Origin of the sequence: Caenibius tardaugens NBRC 16725 (assembly GCF_003860345.1) — a bacterium.
GTDB classification, from domain to species: domain Bacteria; phylum Pseudomonadota; class Alphaproteobacteria; order Sphingomonadales; family Sphingomonadaceae; genus Caenibius; species Caenibius tardaugens.
In genome coordinates this window covers 325,044-340,817 of the sequence record NZ_CP034179.1, presented here as the reverse complement: position 1 = coordinate 340,817, position 15,774 = coordinate 325,044, and the positions used below count along the sequence as shown (strand labels likewise).

Annotated in this window: 17 protein-coding genes; 4 read left to right on the top strand and 13 right to left on the bottom strand. The window is 62.6% G+C overall.

What is annotated here, in order from left to right:
• The first annotated feature begins 45 nt into the window (after positions 1 to 45).
• Together EGO55_RS01770 and EGO55_RS01765 are read left to right on the top strand one after the other, a co-directional pair.
• Complete coding sequence (locus EGO55_RS01770; RefSeq protein ID WP_021689269.1) at positions 46 to 639, top strand: hypothetical protein; 594 nt, start codon at positions 46 to 48, stop codon at positions 637 to 639.
• A 154-nt stretch (positions 640 to 793) separates the two neighbouring features.
• Complete coding sequence (locus EGO55_RS01765) at positions 794 to 2,425, top strand: hypothetical protein (protein WP_021689268.1); 1,632 nt, start codon at positions 794 to 796, stop codon at positions 2,423 to 2,425.
• Here the strand turns inward: EGO55_RS01765 and EGO55_RS01760 are convergent.
• Positions 2,395 to 2,910, bottom strand: a complete 516-nt coding sequence (locus tag EGO55_RS01760; protein WP_021689267.1) for a septal ring lytic transglycosylase RlpA family protein — start codon at positions 2,908 to 2,910, stop codon at positions 2,395 to 2,397. The genes EGO55_RS01765 and EGO55_RS01760 overlap by 31 nt on opposite strands.
• A 337-nt stretch (positions 2,911 to 3,247) precedes the next feature.
• On the opposite strand from EGO55_RS01760, the gene EGO55_RS20495 reads away from it, so the two are divergent.
• Positions 3,248 to 3,679 carry a CHRD domain-containing protein gene (locus EGO55_RS20495; protein ID WP_021689266.1) on the top strand — a complete coding sequence of 144 codons (432 nt, stop codon included), beginning with the start codon at positions 3,248 to 3,250 and terminating at the stop codon, positions 3,677 to 3,679.
• 800 nt (positions 3,680 to 4,479) lie between these two features.
• Here the strand turns inward: EGO55_RS20495 and EGO55_RS01750 are convergent.
• From EGO55_RS01750 to rlmN, 6 genes are all read right to left on the bottom strand, one after another.
• Positions 4,480 to 5,703, bottom strand: a complete 1,224-nt coding sequence (locus tag EGO55_RS01750) for an argininosuccinate synthase (RefSeq protein ID WP_021689265.1) — start codon at positions 5,701 to 5,703, stop codon at positions 4,480 to 4,482.
• A 39-nt stretch (positions 5,704 to 5,742) separates the two neighbouring features.
• Positions 5,743 to 7,014, bottom strand: a complete 1,272-nt coding sequence (locus tag EGO55_RS01745; protein WP_021689264.1) for a class I SAM-dependent methyltransferase — start codon at positions 7,012 to 7,014, stop codon at positions 5,743 to 5,745.
• A gap of 93 nt (positions 7,015 to 7,107) precedes the next feature.
• The gene (locus EGO55_RS01740) at positions 7,108 to 7,872 is read right to left on the bottom strand and encodes an SDR family oxidoreductase (protein WP_021689263.1); all 765 of its coding nucleotides are present in this window, start codon (positions 7,870 to 7,872) and stop codon (positions 7,108 to 7,110) included.
• A gap of 239 nt (positions 7,873 to 8,111) precedes the next feature.
• Positions 8,112 to 8,759 carry an MOSC domain-containing protein gene (locus tag EGO55_RS01735; protein WP_021689262.1) on the bottom strand — a complete coding sequence of 216 codons (648 nt, stop codon included), beginning with the start codon at positions 8,757 to 8,759 and terminating at the stop codon, positions 8,112 to 8,114.
• A gap of 98 nt (positions 8,760 to 8,857) precedes the next feature.
• The gene (locus EGO55_RS01730; RefSeq protein ID WP_021689261.1) at positions 8,858 to 9,313 is read right to left on the bottom strand and encodes a glycine zipper 2TM domain-containing protein; all 456 of its coding nucleotides are present in this window, start codon (positions 9,311 to 9,313) and stop codon (positions 8,858 to 8,860) included.
• Positions 9,314 to 9,450: 137 nt separating this feature from the next.
• Positions 9,451 to 10,710 carry a dual-specificity RNA methyltransferase RlmN gene (gene rlmN, locus EGO55_RS01725; protein ID WP_021689260.1) on the bottom strand — a complete coding sequence of 420 codons (1,260 nt, stop codon included), beginning with the start codon at positions 10,708 to 10,710 and terminating at the stop codon, positions 9,451 to 9,453.
• A gap of 282 nt (positions 10,711 to 10,992) precedes the next feature.
• Between rlmN and EGO55_RS01720 the strand changes: the two genes are divergently transcribed.
• Positions 10,993 to 11,649, top strand: coding sequence for an outer membrane protein (locus EGO55_RS01720; RefSeq protein ID WP_021689259.1), 657 nt, complete (start codon positions 10,993 to 10,995; stop codon positions 11,647 to 11,649).
• 104 nt (positions 11,650 to 11,753) lie between these two features.
• Here the strand turns inward: EGO55_RS01720 and EGO55_RS01715 are convergent, their stop codons facing one another.
• The 6 genes from EGO55_RS01715 to EGO55_RS01690 form a co-directional block, all read right to left on the bottom strand.
• Complete coding sequence (locus EGO55_RS01715) at positions 11,754 to 12,287, bottom strand: hypothetical protein (RefSeq protein ID WP_021689258.1); 534 nt, start codon at positions 12,285 to 12,287, stop codon at positions 11,754 to 11,756.
• Positions 12,288 to 12,364: 77 nt separating this feature from the next.
• A complete protein-coding gene (locus tag EGO55_RS01710; protein ID WP_021689257.1) occupies positions 12,365 to 12,772 on the bottom strand; it encodes a nuclear transport factor 2 family protein in 408 nt (135 codons plus the stop codon).
• 1 nt (position 12,773) lies between these two features.
• Positions 12,774 to 12,977, bottom strand: coding sequence for a hypothetical protein (locus tag EGO55_RS01705; RefSeq protein WP_021689256.1), 204 nt, complete (start codon positions 12,975 to 12,977; stop codon positions 12,774 to 12,776).
• Positions 12,977 to 13,171 carry a DUF4169 family protein gene (locus tag EGO55_RS01700; protein ID WP_021689255.1) on the bottom strand — a complete coding sequence of 65 codons (195 nt, stop codon included), beginning with the start codon at positions 13,169 to 13,171 and terminating at the stop codon, positions 12,977 to 12,979. The genes EGO55_RS01705 and EGO55_RS01700 overlap by 1 nt, the downstream gene beginning before the upstream one ends.
• A 34-nt stretch (positions 13,172 to 13,205) precedes the next feature.
• Entirely contained in the window at positions 13,206 to 13,697 is a 492-nt protein-coding gene (locus EGO55_RS01695) for a GreA/GreB family elongation factor (RefSeq protein WP_021689254.1), read from the bottom strand.
• Between the two features lie 8 nt (positions 13,698 to 13,705).
• A complete protein-coding gene (locus EGO55_RS01690; protein WP_040715025.1) occupies positions 13,706 to 15,676 on the bottom strand; it encodes a lytic transglycosylase domain-containing protein in 1,971 nt (656 codons plus the stop codon).
• Between the last annotated feature and the right edge of the window lie 98 nt (positions 15,677 to 15,774).

Genomic DNA, 15,774 nt, shown 5'->3' with positions numbered 1-15,774 from the left:
CGCAGTATCGCTTCTTATTGTAAAGCACTTGGGGGATTCGGGGAAATGATCAGGACTGCACTTGTGGCTGGGCTTGTTTTTGGTGCAACCTTTGTTTCGGGCTGTTCGTCTACGTTGAAAGCTGGGCAGCTCAATACTGCCGGACGGTTTGACGCCAGCGCTAGCGTTGCTCCCGAAAATCTCAAGATTGAGCGCCCCTTTGACAAATCGCGGTTCGGCGCCAAGGTTGTTGTCCTGCCGTTCACTGAAAACAACAGTGTTAACGAGTTTTATTATACATCCATAAAAAATGCAGGGAAATTCGAGACCGTTCTTGATAAGGCTGGTGTGGAAAAACTCGTTATTCAGAAGAATTTGACCGGTGTTTCTGATGCGTCCAGCATTCTTTCTCTTCGTAATTTGTCTACGACAGAAGGGACGTTTCTTGTAATTAAACCTTATTTTGAATGGAAGGGTGGATACGATTACACCGCCTCTCTGGATGCGATCGATATTACCGATGGTAACGTGGTCTTCCATGCGGAGAAGAAGGCATTTAACTTCGCAGGTTTGGATAAAACCTTGTTTTACCCTATTTTTAACTCATTTATGGACTGGGTTGATGGCGTGCCTCCCCCGCCAGTTATTTCCAAACCTTGAGGTGATGTGCGACGGGTAGCATTACGACTGGATTGCGTTGGGGTGTGAATGGTCGTTCCGACATTGTAATTTCGGGCGTTGCTACTCCCTACTTTCCTACAGCCCCCATTCCCGCATACCTATCATGATTCCCTTTTTGTTCTGGAGGTGAGTCATGTTCGATCGGTCTGTGGCGCCGGGTGGCGCGTTTGCGTTGGAGGCGCTGGCGGTGGGGGCTTTGGTCTTTGTCGCGGGGCGGGGCTATCGGCTGGATAGCGCGCGGCGCTTTGTCCGGGCGGCGGAGGCGGATGTGCTGGCCGGGCTTGTCAGTCGCAGCGGCGATGATGACGGGGCCTCTGGCCCGGTGTGCGATGGCAGGCCCTTGCCCGGCGATGTGACCGATTGGCGCAATTTCGGTAACGCAGGCGCGGAGGCGCGCGCGGATCACCCTTACGATGCCGACCCGGAGGATGATGCGGCGCTCTATGACGCGGGCGATGATCCGGGCGCATGGGCGGAAGGTCATGCGGATGGGGACGATGAAGCATGGGGCGATGAGGATTGGGAGGATGCGGACGCGCCCGATGGGCAGGTGGACGCACGGGCGCAGGCACGGCGCGATCTCTGCGGGGTGATAGCCGCGCGGGCGCGTGGGGCGGGTGCGCCGCCAAGCGCGCACCCAGGCACGTCCCCAAGCGCACACCCGACCGCACAGGATATCGCACCCGCTGCCATGCCCTGTGCCACGCCGGAGGGGATCGCCGTTTCCACGCCGGACACGCCGCCCGGTGCAGTGGTGGCGATACCGGAGAGCCCTCCGCCCGCGCTGGACGCCTTGCCTGCCAGCCTGCTTGATCTCCCTGCATGGGATGCCGTGCGCCAGCCGGTGCCGCTGTCTCCCTCAGCCTCGGCGTCCACGCCCGAAGGCGGGCATCTGGCGTTCTCCCCGGCGAAGCGGGTGCGCTTTGCCGAGGCGCTGGCCGAAACGGGCAATGTCCGCCATGCCTGCGCGGTGGCGGGCATTTCGCGCCACACGGCCTACAAGGCGCGGCGGCGCGATGCGGTGCTGGCGCAGGCGTGGGATGCGGCGCTGGTGCTGGCCGCCGATCATGTCGATGCGGTGGTGGCCGAACGCGCGCTGGACGGGGTGGAAGAGCCGGTGTTCTGGAAGGGCGAACTGGTCGGCACGCGGCGGCGCTATGACAATCGCCTGCTGCTGGCCCATCTGGCGCGGTTGGAAGCGCGCGCGGCGCATCGCCCTGTGGCGCTGGCCGCCGGGCGGTTTGACGAATTGCTGGCGCGGCTGGGCGGGCAGCCGGTCGATCCGGCGCTGCTGCGCCATTGCCCGACCTTTATGGAAGGTGGTCTGCCTGTGTACCCGCACGACCATGTGCCCGGTCTGGCAATCCCGCGTGACGAATGGTGCGACCATGCCGTGCGCCATGCCGAGGAGACGGCGGCCATGCGGCAGACCGGCGATCCGGACTATGACTGGAGCGAGGCGGCGTGGGAGGATTGCACCGGGGAAGCCGCTGCGGTGGCAGAGGCCGAGGCGCGCGAACGCTGGGACACGCACCGTGCGGCGGCGTGGGCCTATGTCGATGCGCTGGCGCAGACGCCGGAGGAGGATGCGGGGAATGATCAGGCGGGGAAGGCGCGCCCTGCCGGCATGCGGATAACCTGGCGCAGCGGCGGGGACTGGCGGAAAGCGGGGGCCTTGAACTGTGTCACCCCTGTCACCCCCGCAGTGTCATCCGTGGCGGGAGGGGGCCGTGCTCAGCGGTCGAGCAGGGCGAGCTTGACCTGACCGTGACCGGCGGCGTGCAGGCCGATCTGGCGCGCGGCGGCTTCCGATACGTCAATCGTGCGGCTGCGGGCGAACGGGCCGCGATCGTTGATGCGGACCACGACCGATTTGCCGCTGCGCGGATTGGTGACGCGGACCTTGCTGCCGAAGGGCAGGGTGCGGTGGGCGGCGGTCAGTTCGCGGGGGTTGAACCGTTCCCCACTGGCTGTGCGGCGGCCGGCCAGTTCGTTGCCGTAATAGCTGGCCATGCCGGAACCGAGATCTTCCCCGGCGGATTCCGCCACGGCAACTGCGGGTTCTTCGATCTCGGCGCTTTCCGTGATGGCGCGGGGCGCTTCGATATCGGCAAGGCCCATGACGGGGCCGATCTTTTCCGGCGCGGGGCGGGTGTCCTGCCCGTTGGCCGAAGAGGAAAGCCCTGCTGTCGCGAAGGCGAGCGTGCCGATCAGCGGCAGCAGGCGCATGGCGCGGCCTGTTGTGAGCATGATTGTAACCCTTCCGTCCCTTCGCAAAAGCGGCCTGTCGTATAGCATCGGGTTTGCGGCGATGGGTGTACCTCTGGCTCGTTTCACCGTGCCCGAGCGGCGGTTCAGCCGGAATCGAATGGCGGAAATGCGCCATTTTATGAATCCGGCAGGGCAATCCGGCGCATTCCGGCCGGCGGCGAATCGAGTCATTCGGGCCGGGATGCGGGGTGTGAAACAGGGCGTGGAACAGTTTTGGGCGAGGCGGTTTTTGCCATTTCCGGCAGGCCGGCTCCGGTGTAATCTGCTGCGGTTACTCCGGCCGCCGGACGGGCGGCATGGGCAAAGGAGAGAGAGAATGCATACCAGAAACCTATTGGCGGCGCTCGTTCTTGCAGGTGCGGTTGTGGCCAGTCCGGCGGTGGCGCATGCGGCTAAGCTGGCGGCCACGTTGACCGGCGCGGAGCAGACGGGCGGCGGCGATACCGATGGGTCGGGCGCCTTCGCGGCGGAGATCGATCCGGATTCGGGTGATCTGTGCTATACCCTCACCGTCAAGAATATCGCGCCCGCAACCATGGCCCACATTCACAAGGGTGCGGCAGGCAGCGACGGCGATGTGGTGGTGACCTTGAATGTGACCGGCACCGATGGCGATGAATGCTCCGCCGTGCAGCACGAACTGGCCAAGGAAATCGTGGCCAATCCGGCAGGCTACTATGTCAACGTGCACAACGCAGACTTCCCCAAGGGCGCCATTCGCGGCCAATTGGTGAAGACGGCGGATTAAAGGGGGAGGCAGTTTCCGGGGGTGGCGCAGGTGCGCTGCCTCGCTGCGCGGCTTTCTGGTGCGCGGTAATTCCGGCGCCACAATGCCTATTGGATGCGCTGGCGTAGCTCTGCGATCGGTGGGTTATGTCCAGCGGCAGCGATCCGGGCTCTCGTCTGGGGCATCAATCAGGCACGGGGCGGGCGATCTGGCTCGGCAGGACTGCGGCGGCATAATGGTGGGGAAGGTGCGGTGCAGCGTGATCCGGACGTGCAAACGGGGCCGATATTTCTATCGGCCCCGTTCCCACCGGCTGCGTACCGGCGTCCGACCCCAAGGGGTTCTTTCGCCCGGCGCTCGCGCCGGCACCGGTCCCGTCAGGCGGTTATGGGATTGTCCGGGGACTTTCCCTTCCCGCCTGGCGGTTCCGTAACCGGTCGTACATTTGGTGTTTCGCCTGATTTCCTTTTGTCCGAAGACAATTGTCCATCATCCACACCGGTCGTCTTTCCGGTTTGTCAGTAACCGGCCATCTCGCTTCCTTCGGTTCGCCCAAACCTTAGCCCTAAGGCGTCGGAAAGGCTGGTTTTCCAAAAGCGCGGGGCCTTGTCACCGGCATCGTTACAGTTATGGAATTTTCCTTTTCCTTTCAGCCCTTTCGGGTTGTCTGGAGCGGGTTAATTCCCCGTATCGACAAGTAGAAGGTGCGACAATTTAGTGAGTCGCGCAAGGCAAAAACGGGCCTATTTATCCACTTTTCTGCAATAGGCCAGTGGACAAGCAGGGATAACTCAACGGTTCGTCGCAATTTCCCTGAAAAATCACCGATCCCGGCGGGAAAGCAACCGCAACCGCAAGGCGTTGAGCTTGATGAAGCCTTCGGCGTCCTTCTGGTCGTAAGCGCCCGCATCGTCCTCGAACGTCACATGGCGTTCGGAATAGAGGCTGTTGGGGCTCTTGCGACCAACAACACTGGCCGAACCCTTGTAGAGCTTGAGACGAACGGTGCCCGAAACCTTTTCCTGGCTGAGATCGATCGCGGCCTGCAGCATTTCACGCTCCGGCGCGAACCAGAAGCCGTTATAGATCAGCTCGGCATATTTGGGCATGAGCTCGTCCTTGAGGTGCGCGGCCCCCCGGTCGAGGGTGATCTGTTCGATGCCGCGATGCGCGCGGGCATAGATTTCGCCGCCGGGCGTTTCGTACATGCCGCGGCTCTTCATGCCGACGAAGCGATTTTCGACCAGATCAAGCCGGCCGATACCATGCTTGCGTCCGAGATCGTTGAGTGCGGCCAGCAAGGTGGCCGGGCTCATCGCCTGACCATTCAGCGCGACGCCATCGCCCTTTTCGAAATCGATGGTGATATATTCGGGCTGATCCGGCGCATCCTCCGGATTGTCCGTCCGCGAATAGACGTAATCGGGGGTTTCTTCCCAGGGATCTTCCAGCACCTTGCCTTCGGAGGAGGTGTGCAGGAGATTGGCGTCGGTGGAGAAGGGGCTTTCGCCGCGCTTGTCCTTCGGCACGGGAATCTGGTGCTGTTCCGCCCAGGCGATCAGCGCGGTGCGGCTGGCCAGATCCCATTCGCGCCAGGGTGCGATCACCTTGATGTCGGGATCGAGCGCATAGCATGACAGTTCAAAACGGACCTGGTCGTTGCCTTTGCCGGTGGCGCCATGGGCGACGGCATCGGCGCCGGTTTCGCGGGCGATCTCGATCAGGCGCTTGGAAATGAGCGGTCGGGCAATCGAGGTGCCGAGCAGGTAATCGCCTTCATAGCGGGCATTGGCGCGCATCATCGGGAAGACGAAATCGCGCACGAATTCCTCGCGCAGATCGTCGATATAGATGTGTTCGGGCTTGATGCCCATGAGTTCGGCCTTGTGGCGCGCTGGTTCCAGCTCTTCGCCCTGGCCGAGGTCGGCGGTGAAGGTGACCACTTCGCAATTGTAGGTCACCTGCAGCCATTTGAGGATCACGCTGGTGTCGAGACCGCCGGAATAGGCAAGGACAACACGCTTGATATCGGAATTCTTCGACATTGGGGGCTGCGCTCCGCTGAGAAATGCGGGGCGCGCCTATCAGGCGTTGGGGATTCCCGCAACCGGACTCCTTGCAAGCAGCGCTTTCTCTTCATCCCCGATATAGTCCCGGGTGAGCGGCAAAGCGTGCCGGTTGCGGATATATTGTACCTGATAATTGCACATGCCGCCGGTTTCGAACGCCGCAGTGGAGCCGGACAGGTAGAAGGTCCACATGCGGAAAAAGCGTTCGTCGTACATCGCCACGATGGCATCGCGATTGGCCTGGCAATTGTCGTACCAGACGCGCAGCGTCTTGGCATAATGCAGGCGCAGCGTTTCAAGATCGGCGGGGATCAGGCGGAATTTCTCGCTCGATGCGATCATCTCGCTCATTGCCGGGATATAGCCGCCGGGGAAGATATAGCGGTCGGTGAACTTGTCGGTCTTGCTGGGCTGCCCCATGCGGCCAATCGTGTGGAGCAGCATGACCCCGTCATCGGCCAGCAGGTTGGACACCGCTTCGAAGAACACGTCGAATTGCGGCCGTCCGACATGTTCGAACATGCCGACGGAAACGATCCGGTCGAATTCCACGCCGGATGCGGCAAGTTTGCGATAGTCGATCAGCCCGAATTCGGTCCGCCCGGCAACACCGGCGGCCTGTGCGCGTTCCTGCGCCAGCGCCAGTTGTTCGGTGCTGAGAGTGATGCCGGTGACGTGGCAGTCGAAATTCTGCGCGAGATAAATCGCCATGCCGCCCCAGCCGCACCCGATGTCGAGCACTTTCTGCCCCGGGCGAATGTCCAGTTTGGCGGCGATATGCGCGAGCTTGGCGTCCTGCGCTTCGTCCAGCGTCATATCGTCGCGCGGCCAATAGGCGCAGCTGTACTGCATATGGCTGGGGTCGAGCATCAGGCGATAGAGATCGTTGCCGATGTCATAGTGATGCGAAATGTTGGAACGGGCGCGGGCCAACTGGTTGGCTTCGCGCAGCCGGGCGTTGAGGGCGTTGCGCCCACTTTTCAAAACCCCCGCGCGTCCCTTGCGCCGCCGTTCGAAGGGATTGTTTGCCCCGATCAGCGTGGCAAGGCCCATGACATCGCCCTGTTCGATAATCAGGCGGCCATCCATGAAGGCTTCGCCCGCGCCCAGCGACTGGTCGGCGATGATTTCGCGGGCAACCTGCTTGTCGGTCAGCCGGATGCGCACTTTGGCATAGCCGGGAGCCGGTGTGCCGAAGCGGACTTCCCGCCCGTCGGGATGGACAATCTCGAGAACGCCCTTCTTGATCGCTTTGCGTAGTGCGCTGTCGAGCAGTCTATCGAACATGCTTCCTCCGTCTGGCTGTATGGGCAGTGATGCAGGGTGCGGGCAGGTTAGGCAAGGGGCGGATGCCCGTGTGCCCTTGATAGGGCACGCATTTCACGCATCCAGACCTTCGCGTTCGAGATAGATCACATCGCGTGACTGGGCGAGGAGATGTTGCCCCGAATCGACAAACAGCAATTCCCCGCTGGCCAGCGCGCCGGAAGCGAGAAACAGCGCGGCATCGGCAATTTCTTCCGGCCAGGTGCGCCGGCTGAGGAGGTTGCGCATATGCGAGCGATCGGCTTCGTCCAGCGTCTGGTCATGGCTGGCGAGGATCGCGCCGGGGCACAGCCCATAGACCCGGTCGGTGGCATGGGCGGCGGCCATGGCCATCATCGGGATCGTGCTGGCCAGCGCGTGCTTGCTCATCGTGTAGGAGAAGAAATCAGGGTTGGGATTGTCCAGCTTCTGATCGAGAATCTGGATCGCACAGCGCAGGTCCGTGGCCTGGGAATGGGCGAAGAACGCCTGTGTCATGCGCGCGGGGCTGCCTGCGTTGATCTGCATGGCCTGATCGAATGTTGCGGGGTCGAGCCCTTGTGCCCCGTCATTCTCGAAAATCGAGGCATTGTTCACCAGTGCACGGAAATCGGCATGTTTGCGGGCCACCGCCGCGACCATCGCGGGGCCGGCATCCCAGCCGTCGAGTTCGGCCTGATGCACTTCGGCGGAGGGCAACGAGGCGGCCAGTGCTTCGGCATCGGCGGCGGAACGGCCATAATGCACCACCACGTGCCAGCCTGCCGCACCGAACGCCCGGCAAATGGCCGAGCCGATGCGCTTCGCCCCACCGGTCACCAGAACGACGGGACGGCTCATGCGCGGCCTGCCGGGAAAATGGGCCGGGGTGAAAGAGGGTGCTGTGACAGGGGGGGGTGACAGGGGTGACACAGTTCTGAAAGCACAGTGCAAGGCCGGGTGGCGGCAGATGTCACTGCGGGGGTCCATGCGGCGCCGAAGGATTCAGTGAAGGGGGGGATGCGCGATATCATGCGGGCAATGGAGCATATTTGCCCGCAGTAGGAAAGCGCGGGCGCAGCCTTGGGCGGTGATCCGCCTTAGGCATCGAGCAGGACGGCAAGCCGTTTGCGCCACGTTGCGGCGAGCGCCGGGAAAGCCATGACCGCGCGCATGTCTGCCCCTTGATGTTCGGCCTTGCCGGTGAGCACCAGTTTGAATACGCGGTCGACAGGCCAGTCTTCATGCACGCGCGCGACCAGTTCCAGCGTATCGCCTTCCCGCACCACGCCGGGTTCGATCACGCGGTAGTACCAGCCCGAACGGGCGGTGGTCATGATCGCTGCCATAATACCCTTGCGGGCGAAACGGTGATCGAGTTTCCAGCATGGCTGGCGTCCCTGGCTGACTTCGACCAGCGCGCTGCCCAGCCGCAAACGGTCGCCCAGGCACAGCGCGGTTTCGGTCAATCCATCGGTGGTGATGTTTTCCCCGAAGGCACCCGGTTGATCGAGCAGCGGGTGGTTGCCCAGCGTGCTTTGCCAATAGGCATAATGATCGTGGGGATAGTGGTGGATGGCCTTGTCGACCCCGCCATGATGGACGCGATCGGCCTGTTCATCGCCTTCGAGGCCAAGTGGGCCGATCCGGACAGGCCCGGTGACGGGCGTCTTGGCGATGGCGCTGTGTTCTTCGTTGCGAAAGGGCTGCGCCTTGCCCTGCATGATGGGACCGATCGTAAAACGCATTGCTGCCTGACTGCCTTTCCCGGGATTGCTGGTGCGAGAATGGCAGATCAGGCAGCGCGTGGCGAGGTCTTGCGACCTCGCCCGTTACGCCTTTTGGTTTAGCGGCACTTCAGATCGCCGCGGTCGACCGAGCGGCCGAGCAGGCCCCCGCCGACAGCACCGATCACTGCGCCAAGCGTCTTGTCGCCGCGACCGGCAATTTCATGACCGGCGAGACCGCCCAGTGCAGCACCGATCACCAGACCGGTGGTGCCGTCATCGCGGCGGCAATGGTAACGGCCGTCGCGCCCGCGCCAGATCCGGTCGTTGCGCGACATGCGGCGATCGTGGCGGTTATAGCGACGCCCTTCGCGGCGGTCGTAGCGGCGGTCATAACGATCGCCCCGACGATCGCGGTATTCCTGCGTGGTGTCGAGCACCGTGCTGCTATTCCACGCAATCGGCGCGGTATGGGCCGTCACAGGGGCGGCGGGCGTTGCTGTCGGCATCGCCAGCGCAGGGGCGGCGGGGATGGTGAAAGCGGCGAGGACGCCGGCGAGAATGGCCTTACGCATAATGTGGTTCCTTTCGCGTCTTGGCATGAATCTGTGCCCAGACGTTGGCTCCACGATCTGAAACGCCGCATGAACAAATTGTTGGGATTGCCGTTGTACGGCAAAGTGCCCCATTCATGCGATAATCGGAAAAATGATCAGCCGAGGGCGGCTTCTTTTTCTGCGTAAAGGCGATCCAGTTCTGCACGGCTCTTCTTCTCGGCGGCGGTCTTCAGCTGCCCGCAGGCAGCATCGATATCGCGCCCGCGCGGGGTGCGCACAGGGGCGGAAATCCCGGCTTCGAAAATGATGTTCGAAAACTGGCGGATGCGTTCGGGATCGGAGCATTCGTAAGGGGCGCCGGGCCACGGATTGAAGGGAATCAGGTTGACCTTGGCGGGCAACTTGTAATGCCGGATCAGGCGGACCAGTTCGTGCGCATCGGCATCGCTGTCGTTCTTGTCCTTCAGCATGACATATTCGAACGTGATCCGCCGGGCATTGGACGCGCCCGGATAGGCCGCGCAGGCCGCCAGCAGTTCCTCGATGCCGAACTTCTTGTTGATCGGCACGATTTCGTCGCGGATGTCCTTGGTCACGGCATGCAGGCTGACCGCCAGATTGACGCCGATTTCCTCGCCGCAGCGTTCCATCATCGGCACGACGCCGCTGGTCGACAGGGTGATGCGGCGTTTGGACAGGGCCAGGCCATCGCCATCCATGACCAGCTTCAGCGCATCGCGGACATTATCAAAGTTGTAGAGCGGTTCGCCCATGCCCATCATGACGATATTGGTCAGCAGGCGCCCGTCCGAGGTATACTCCGCCTCGTCCCCTTCGTCGGTGCCGAGATCGCCGGTGAAATCCATCCGCCCTTTGGGCCATTCGCCCAGCGCGTCGCGCGCCAGCATGACCTGCCCGACGATTTCGCCCGGTGTCAGGTTGCGCACCAGACGCATCGTCCCGGTGTGGCAGAACCGGCAGTTGAGCGTGCAGCCGACCTGGCTGGAGACACACAGCGTGCCGCGGTCCGCATCGGGAATGAAGACCATTTCGTAATCGTGCTTGTCGGCAGTGCGCAGCAACCATTTGCGCGTGCCATCGGTGGAATGCTGCGCCTCCACCACTTCGGGGCGGCCGATCACGAACCGTTCCGCCAGCCACGGGCGCATGGTCTTGGCGATGTCGGTCATCGCCTCGAATTCCGTGGCGCCGCGATGGTATAGCCAGTGATAGACCTGCTTTGCGCGCAGCTTTGCCTGTTTGGCATCCAGCCCGGCCTGGGTGAACAGTTCGGTGATGCGCGCCTTGGGCAGGCCCATCAAATCGATACGGCCATCGTCGCGCGGCGTGATGTCACGCGGCACGGGCACCGGGTCCGTCAGACCCGGGATCGGCATAAGAGCGGTGTTGGACATTGTGCACCGCATATAAGACGAGCTGCGCCCGATAGCAAAGCACGAGTGAGGGCAGGGGCTGGCCTGACCCGCTGCGAGAGGGGCTGCGGGCGCGCGCGAACGCCGCGCACGGGGCTTTGTTCCGGCACTTTATCGCGGCTTTCCAACGCTTTGCAGAATAAAGTGTTGCCCAAATACATCGGAAAAAACTGTGCGATGAATGGGGGAACCGGCCCATGCGTTAACCATTTGGGGGGCGTCGGCCAGACCGGTCGAACCCAGGAATCAACTGAGGACGTATCTATGAAAAAGTTTCTTGCAATTGCAACTGCGGGATCGGCCATTGCTGTTGCAACCCCTGTCTTCGCGCAGGAGGATTCAACCTTCACTGGGCCGCGTGTCGAAGCCATCATCGGTTATGACAAAGTGAAAGCCGGCAGTTCGATTGACGATATCTACGATCGCAACAATTCGATGGACGGTCTGCTTTACGGTATCGGCGTCGGTTATGACGCGGATCTCGGCGGCGTGGTCTTGGGCGCCGAAGCGGAACTGTCCGACTCCACCGCCAAAACCCGTTTTCGCAACGGCGAAATGCAAGACTTCGGCTATGGCCGCGTGAAGACCGGGCGTGACATCTATATTGGCGCGCGCGTTGGCGCCAAGGTCGGTCCTTCCACGCTGATCTATGCCAAGGGTGGCTATACCAATGCCCAGCTCAAGGCGATCGCCAACTATGGCGACGTGGATTACGGCAGCAAGTTCAAGCTGGACGGCTGGCGCGTGGGCGCCGGTGTGGAACAGGCGATCAGCACGAACACCTTTGCCAAGATCGAATACCGCTATTCGAAGTACGAAGACGCCAAGTTCGACTTCGGTGATGGCGGTCCGGACACGCACAGTTTTGACGTAGACACCGACCGCCATCAGGTCGTTGCTGCGGTCGGCATGCGTTTCTGATCCGATCGGGATGAGAGGGGGCGGGCCGGGGCTATGCCTCGGCCCGTTGCGTTTGGCCCGTTGCGTTTTGGGGGGTGCATTTTACGAAGGTGTAGTGGCCCGCCTCAGCGCAGTTTTGCGCAGCCCAGCAGGGCGGCATCCAGCGCCGTGGCCGCGCCTGCCAGACCGTAGGTATTGGTGAAGGCGTTGCCGCGTTCATCCAGGGCACTGACCGACATGCTGCCGGCAGAGCGCATGGCCGCCACAATCGCGGCATCCATCGCCGCATCGACCGCCCAGGCATCGGCGCCACCCCCGGTCAGCGCAAACCGTTTGCCACCCAGAAACAGGGTGATCTTTCCTGCGGGCAGAATCTTGCGCGAGAGGCGGAAATGGATCTGGTTGCGGATCTGCCGTTTCGGCCAGGTGCCGACACTGGCGGTGGGTTCAAAATCGCGCCGCGCGGTGCCCGGATTGGCCTTGGCAATGGCATAGCAGCGCGGTTGCGCGCCCGGATCGCGGAACGCGCCCCAACTGTCGTAAATACCCAGACTGTCGCGCGCCATGGCCGGGCTGGCCAGCCCGGCAGCAAGCAGGGTGGCGCAAAGGGCAGGGCGCAGGATCGTGGCGCGCAGGATTGTGTGGGAGGGGCGCAGCATTGGCTGCCTCATCGCAGAATTGGGGGTAGGGGAAAAGATACCGACGCGCGGGGCAGGCGATACGGACGGCGTGCCGGTCATTCCAGCGCCGAGATACGCTGGACGAACACCCAGCCTGCGGGATCGCGGCGGAAGGTGTCGGTGTACACGCCGGTCATCAGGATTTTGGGGTCTGTGCCGGTGCTGAGATAGAGCCAGTAGGACAGAGCGTTCGCGCTATCGCCCTGCACATCGACCGTGGTGGTGGTGATCATGTGGCGGGTGCCCGATCCCGGGCCTGCGGTGCCCGCCGCGCGGCGCGCACGCACCCCATCCAGAATCGCATCGGGCCCCACGGCCGGATCGCCGGTGGGCATGATCCAGCGGGCATCGGGCGCCAGCATCGGGGCGTAATCGTCCACTGTGCCACGGTCTGCCGTCTGCGCCATGCGCGCAATCAGATTGCGTATGGCCAGTTCATCGCGTGGGTCGTTGGACGTCGACATTTTATTCTCCCATCAGATCGCACCATGCGATCACATCGTTATCGGTTGCGATGAACAGGCCATCCTGCACCGCTTCGGGCTGTGCTGCGGCGATCCGCATCGCTTCGTCCAGCGGGCCGTAGAACAGGGTATTGGCCGCGCCGCCTTCGGCCGCGCTGTCCAGATGATAGAGGCGCACGGTCGCGCCGTCATAAGTGGTGCGCATCAGGCCTGATCATCGTTATGCGGGTCGCGCTTCTTGCCATCGAGATCGCGGGCGGCACGTTTGGCTTCCTGTTCGCGGTACTGGCGTTCGATCCGGCTGAGCCGGTTCAGCGCGCGGTTCGTCTCCGCCTGCTTTTCCTTGTCCGCGCGGGCTTTCGCCTTGCGGGCCATGCGCAGATTGATGATTTCGGCCATACGCTGTTCCCCGTGACGCCCCGCAATGAGACTATCAGGTGGGCCCGGTATAGGAAATGGCGATCACTTCCCATTCCTTCTCGCCACCCGGCAGGCGGACGTTGCGTAAATCGCCGAGGCCGGCCCCGCGCAAGGCGCGCGCCATGGGCGAACTCCATCCGATCCGGCCTGCACTGGCATCCTGCTCGTCATCCCCGACGAGGGTGATTGTGCGCTGGTCGTCGTCCTCGTCGGCGATGGTCACCGTCGCGCCGAACCATGCGCGCGACTTGTCCGGCTGTTCCCCCGGATCGATCACCCGGGCGGCTTTCATCCGGCGTGACAGGTGCGCCAGTTCGCGATCGATTTCACGCATGCGCTTGCGGCCATAGAGATAGTCGCCGTTTTCGCTGCGATCGCCGTTGCCGGCGGCCCAACTGACGATCTCGACAACCTCCGGTCGTTCCTTGCCCAGCAGGTGATCGTACCGCGCCTTGAGCGCGGCAAGACCTGCCGGGGTTATCGGATTGCCTTCAACCTTTTTCACGGACCGGGTCAGCCCGGTGTGTTCTTGCCGAGGAACCAGCTTACGGATTTCGGGCCGCCCTGGCCGACCTTGTCCGGATTCATCCGCTCATAGACAACGGCGTTTTCAAGCACGCGCTGAACGTAGTTCTTGGTTTCGAAAATCGGGATCTGTTCGATCCATTCAATCCAGTTGCGCCCGCCGCTGCGCGGATCGCCATTGCGGGTGATCCACTTGTTCACGTTGCCGGGCCCGGCGTTATAGGCGGCCACGGCCAGCGGATAACTGCCGCCGTAATAGTTCAGCATTCGCTGGAAATAGCCGTCGCCCAGCCGCATGTTGTAGGACGGATCGCTGATCAGCGATGCGCTCATATATTGCATGCCCAGCTTGCCCGCCTGTTCCTGCGCGGTGCCCGGCATCAGCTGCATCAGCCCGCGCGCACCGGCATGGCTGACGGCATTCTGCGAAAACTGGCTTTCCTGCCGGGTAATGGCGTGAACCATGGTCCAGTTCGTACCTGCCGGGGCGGAGATTGTCGGGAAAGCCGCTGCGTGGAACATGCTGAAACCGTGTTCCTGCGCCTTCTCGCCATTAATCACCGCCAGATCGCGGCGTCCCAGGCTTTGCGCCAGTTCGTGCACCAGCACATGTTCGCCTTCGGTGCGTGCCTGATCCGAAATTTCGCGGAAGAAGCGTATGGTTACACTCCAGGGGGCATTACGGGCGACTTCGCGCACGGCGGCGGTCAGCGGGCGGGCGTAGAATGTCGACCGTTCCTGCTGCGATGGTGTGACCGATGATGTGCGCCGCAATTCAGGCATACGGCGCCCCAGCCGTTCGAGCGAGAGCATCCCGTAGAACTGGTCGGAGTAGGCTGCGGCCATTTCGAAATAGCGCTGCGCCCCCGAATTGTCGCCAGCCCGGGTAGCGGCAAGCCCGGCCCAGTAGAACCCTTTAGACCGGGTCTGCGGGGTGCGGGCGGCGGCCCCATAACGGTAGAACAACGGTGCGGCTCCGCGTGCATCGCCCAGTTCCCACAGCGACTTCGTCCCGCCCAGCCACATCAGCGACGTATAATCGTCCCGCAGTTTGAAGCCCAATCCGCTGATGTCCGTTCCCGAAGGAAAGGCATCGTCGGCCATTGCGGCGATGCGCTGCGCCGTGCGCGCACCGCCCGAACGGGCATTGACCAGCAGCTCCTCGATCCAGTCCGTCTGGTCATTCGGCAAAGTGGCGAGCGGCTGGCGGTTGGCCATCAGATCGGCTGCCTCGGACGAGCGTCCGCTGCGGCGCAACTGGCGCGACCGGTTGAACAGATAGCCCGGATCGCTGCGCGCATCGGCGGGAATGGCAATGCCCAGCGCCACCGGGTCGCTGCCCTGTGCCGATGACATGCGCGCCATGAATGCCGGCCTGCTGGCAGCGGAAACATAAGAAAACTGGCGCGTTGCGGCTGCGGAATCACGGTTCCACAGCAGGGCGTCCATGCGGGCGTCATGATCGGCCTGCGTGAAGAAGCGACCATATTGCGCAAACAGGGTGGCTTCTGCACTGGCGCTCATCGAGCCGCCGCGCCATGCGTCGCGCGCCCATTGTTCCGCCTGCGGCCGTCGCAGGTTCATCAGAGCCAGCGCATATTGTGCCCGCGCGGCATTGCTTTGCGGAGGGTAGCGATCGAAGAACGCGACAACCCGTTCTGCCGGAATCGGGGTCTGCTCCAGCTTGGCTTCGGCATAGCCGCGCAGCCGCGATTCGAACGGAAATCCCGGATAGGACAGCAGAAAACTTGCATAGTCATCGAACCCGAAAGCGGATGACGCGGTCAGCCGCTGCCAGCGATCGATTGCCGATGCGATAGCGCCCGGCTGGCTCGCGACGAGCGATGCACGGGCATTATCCCACGACGCTGCTTCATTGGCCTGGGCGGGCGCAGAAGCAGTCAGAACGGGAAGAAGGGCGAGGCAAGCGAGCTTTTGAATGCGGACCATGCTGGACATTCTGGCCTTAGGCTCCTTATCAGGCGCTGAACAACGTACCCCGAGGCACTTCCGACACGGGAGATTCGCTATCATATTGGGGCAATTGCAAAGGCGAA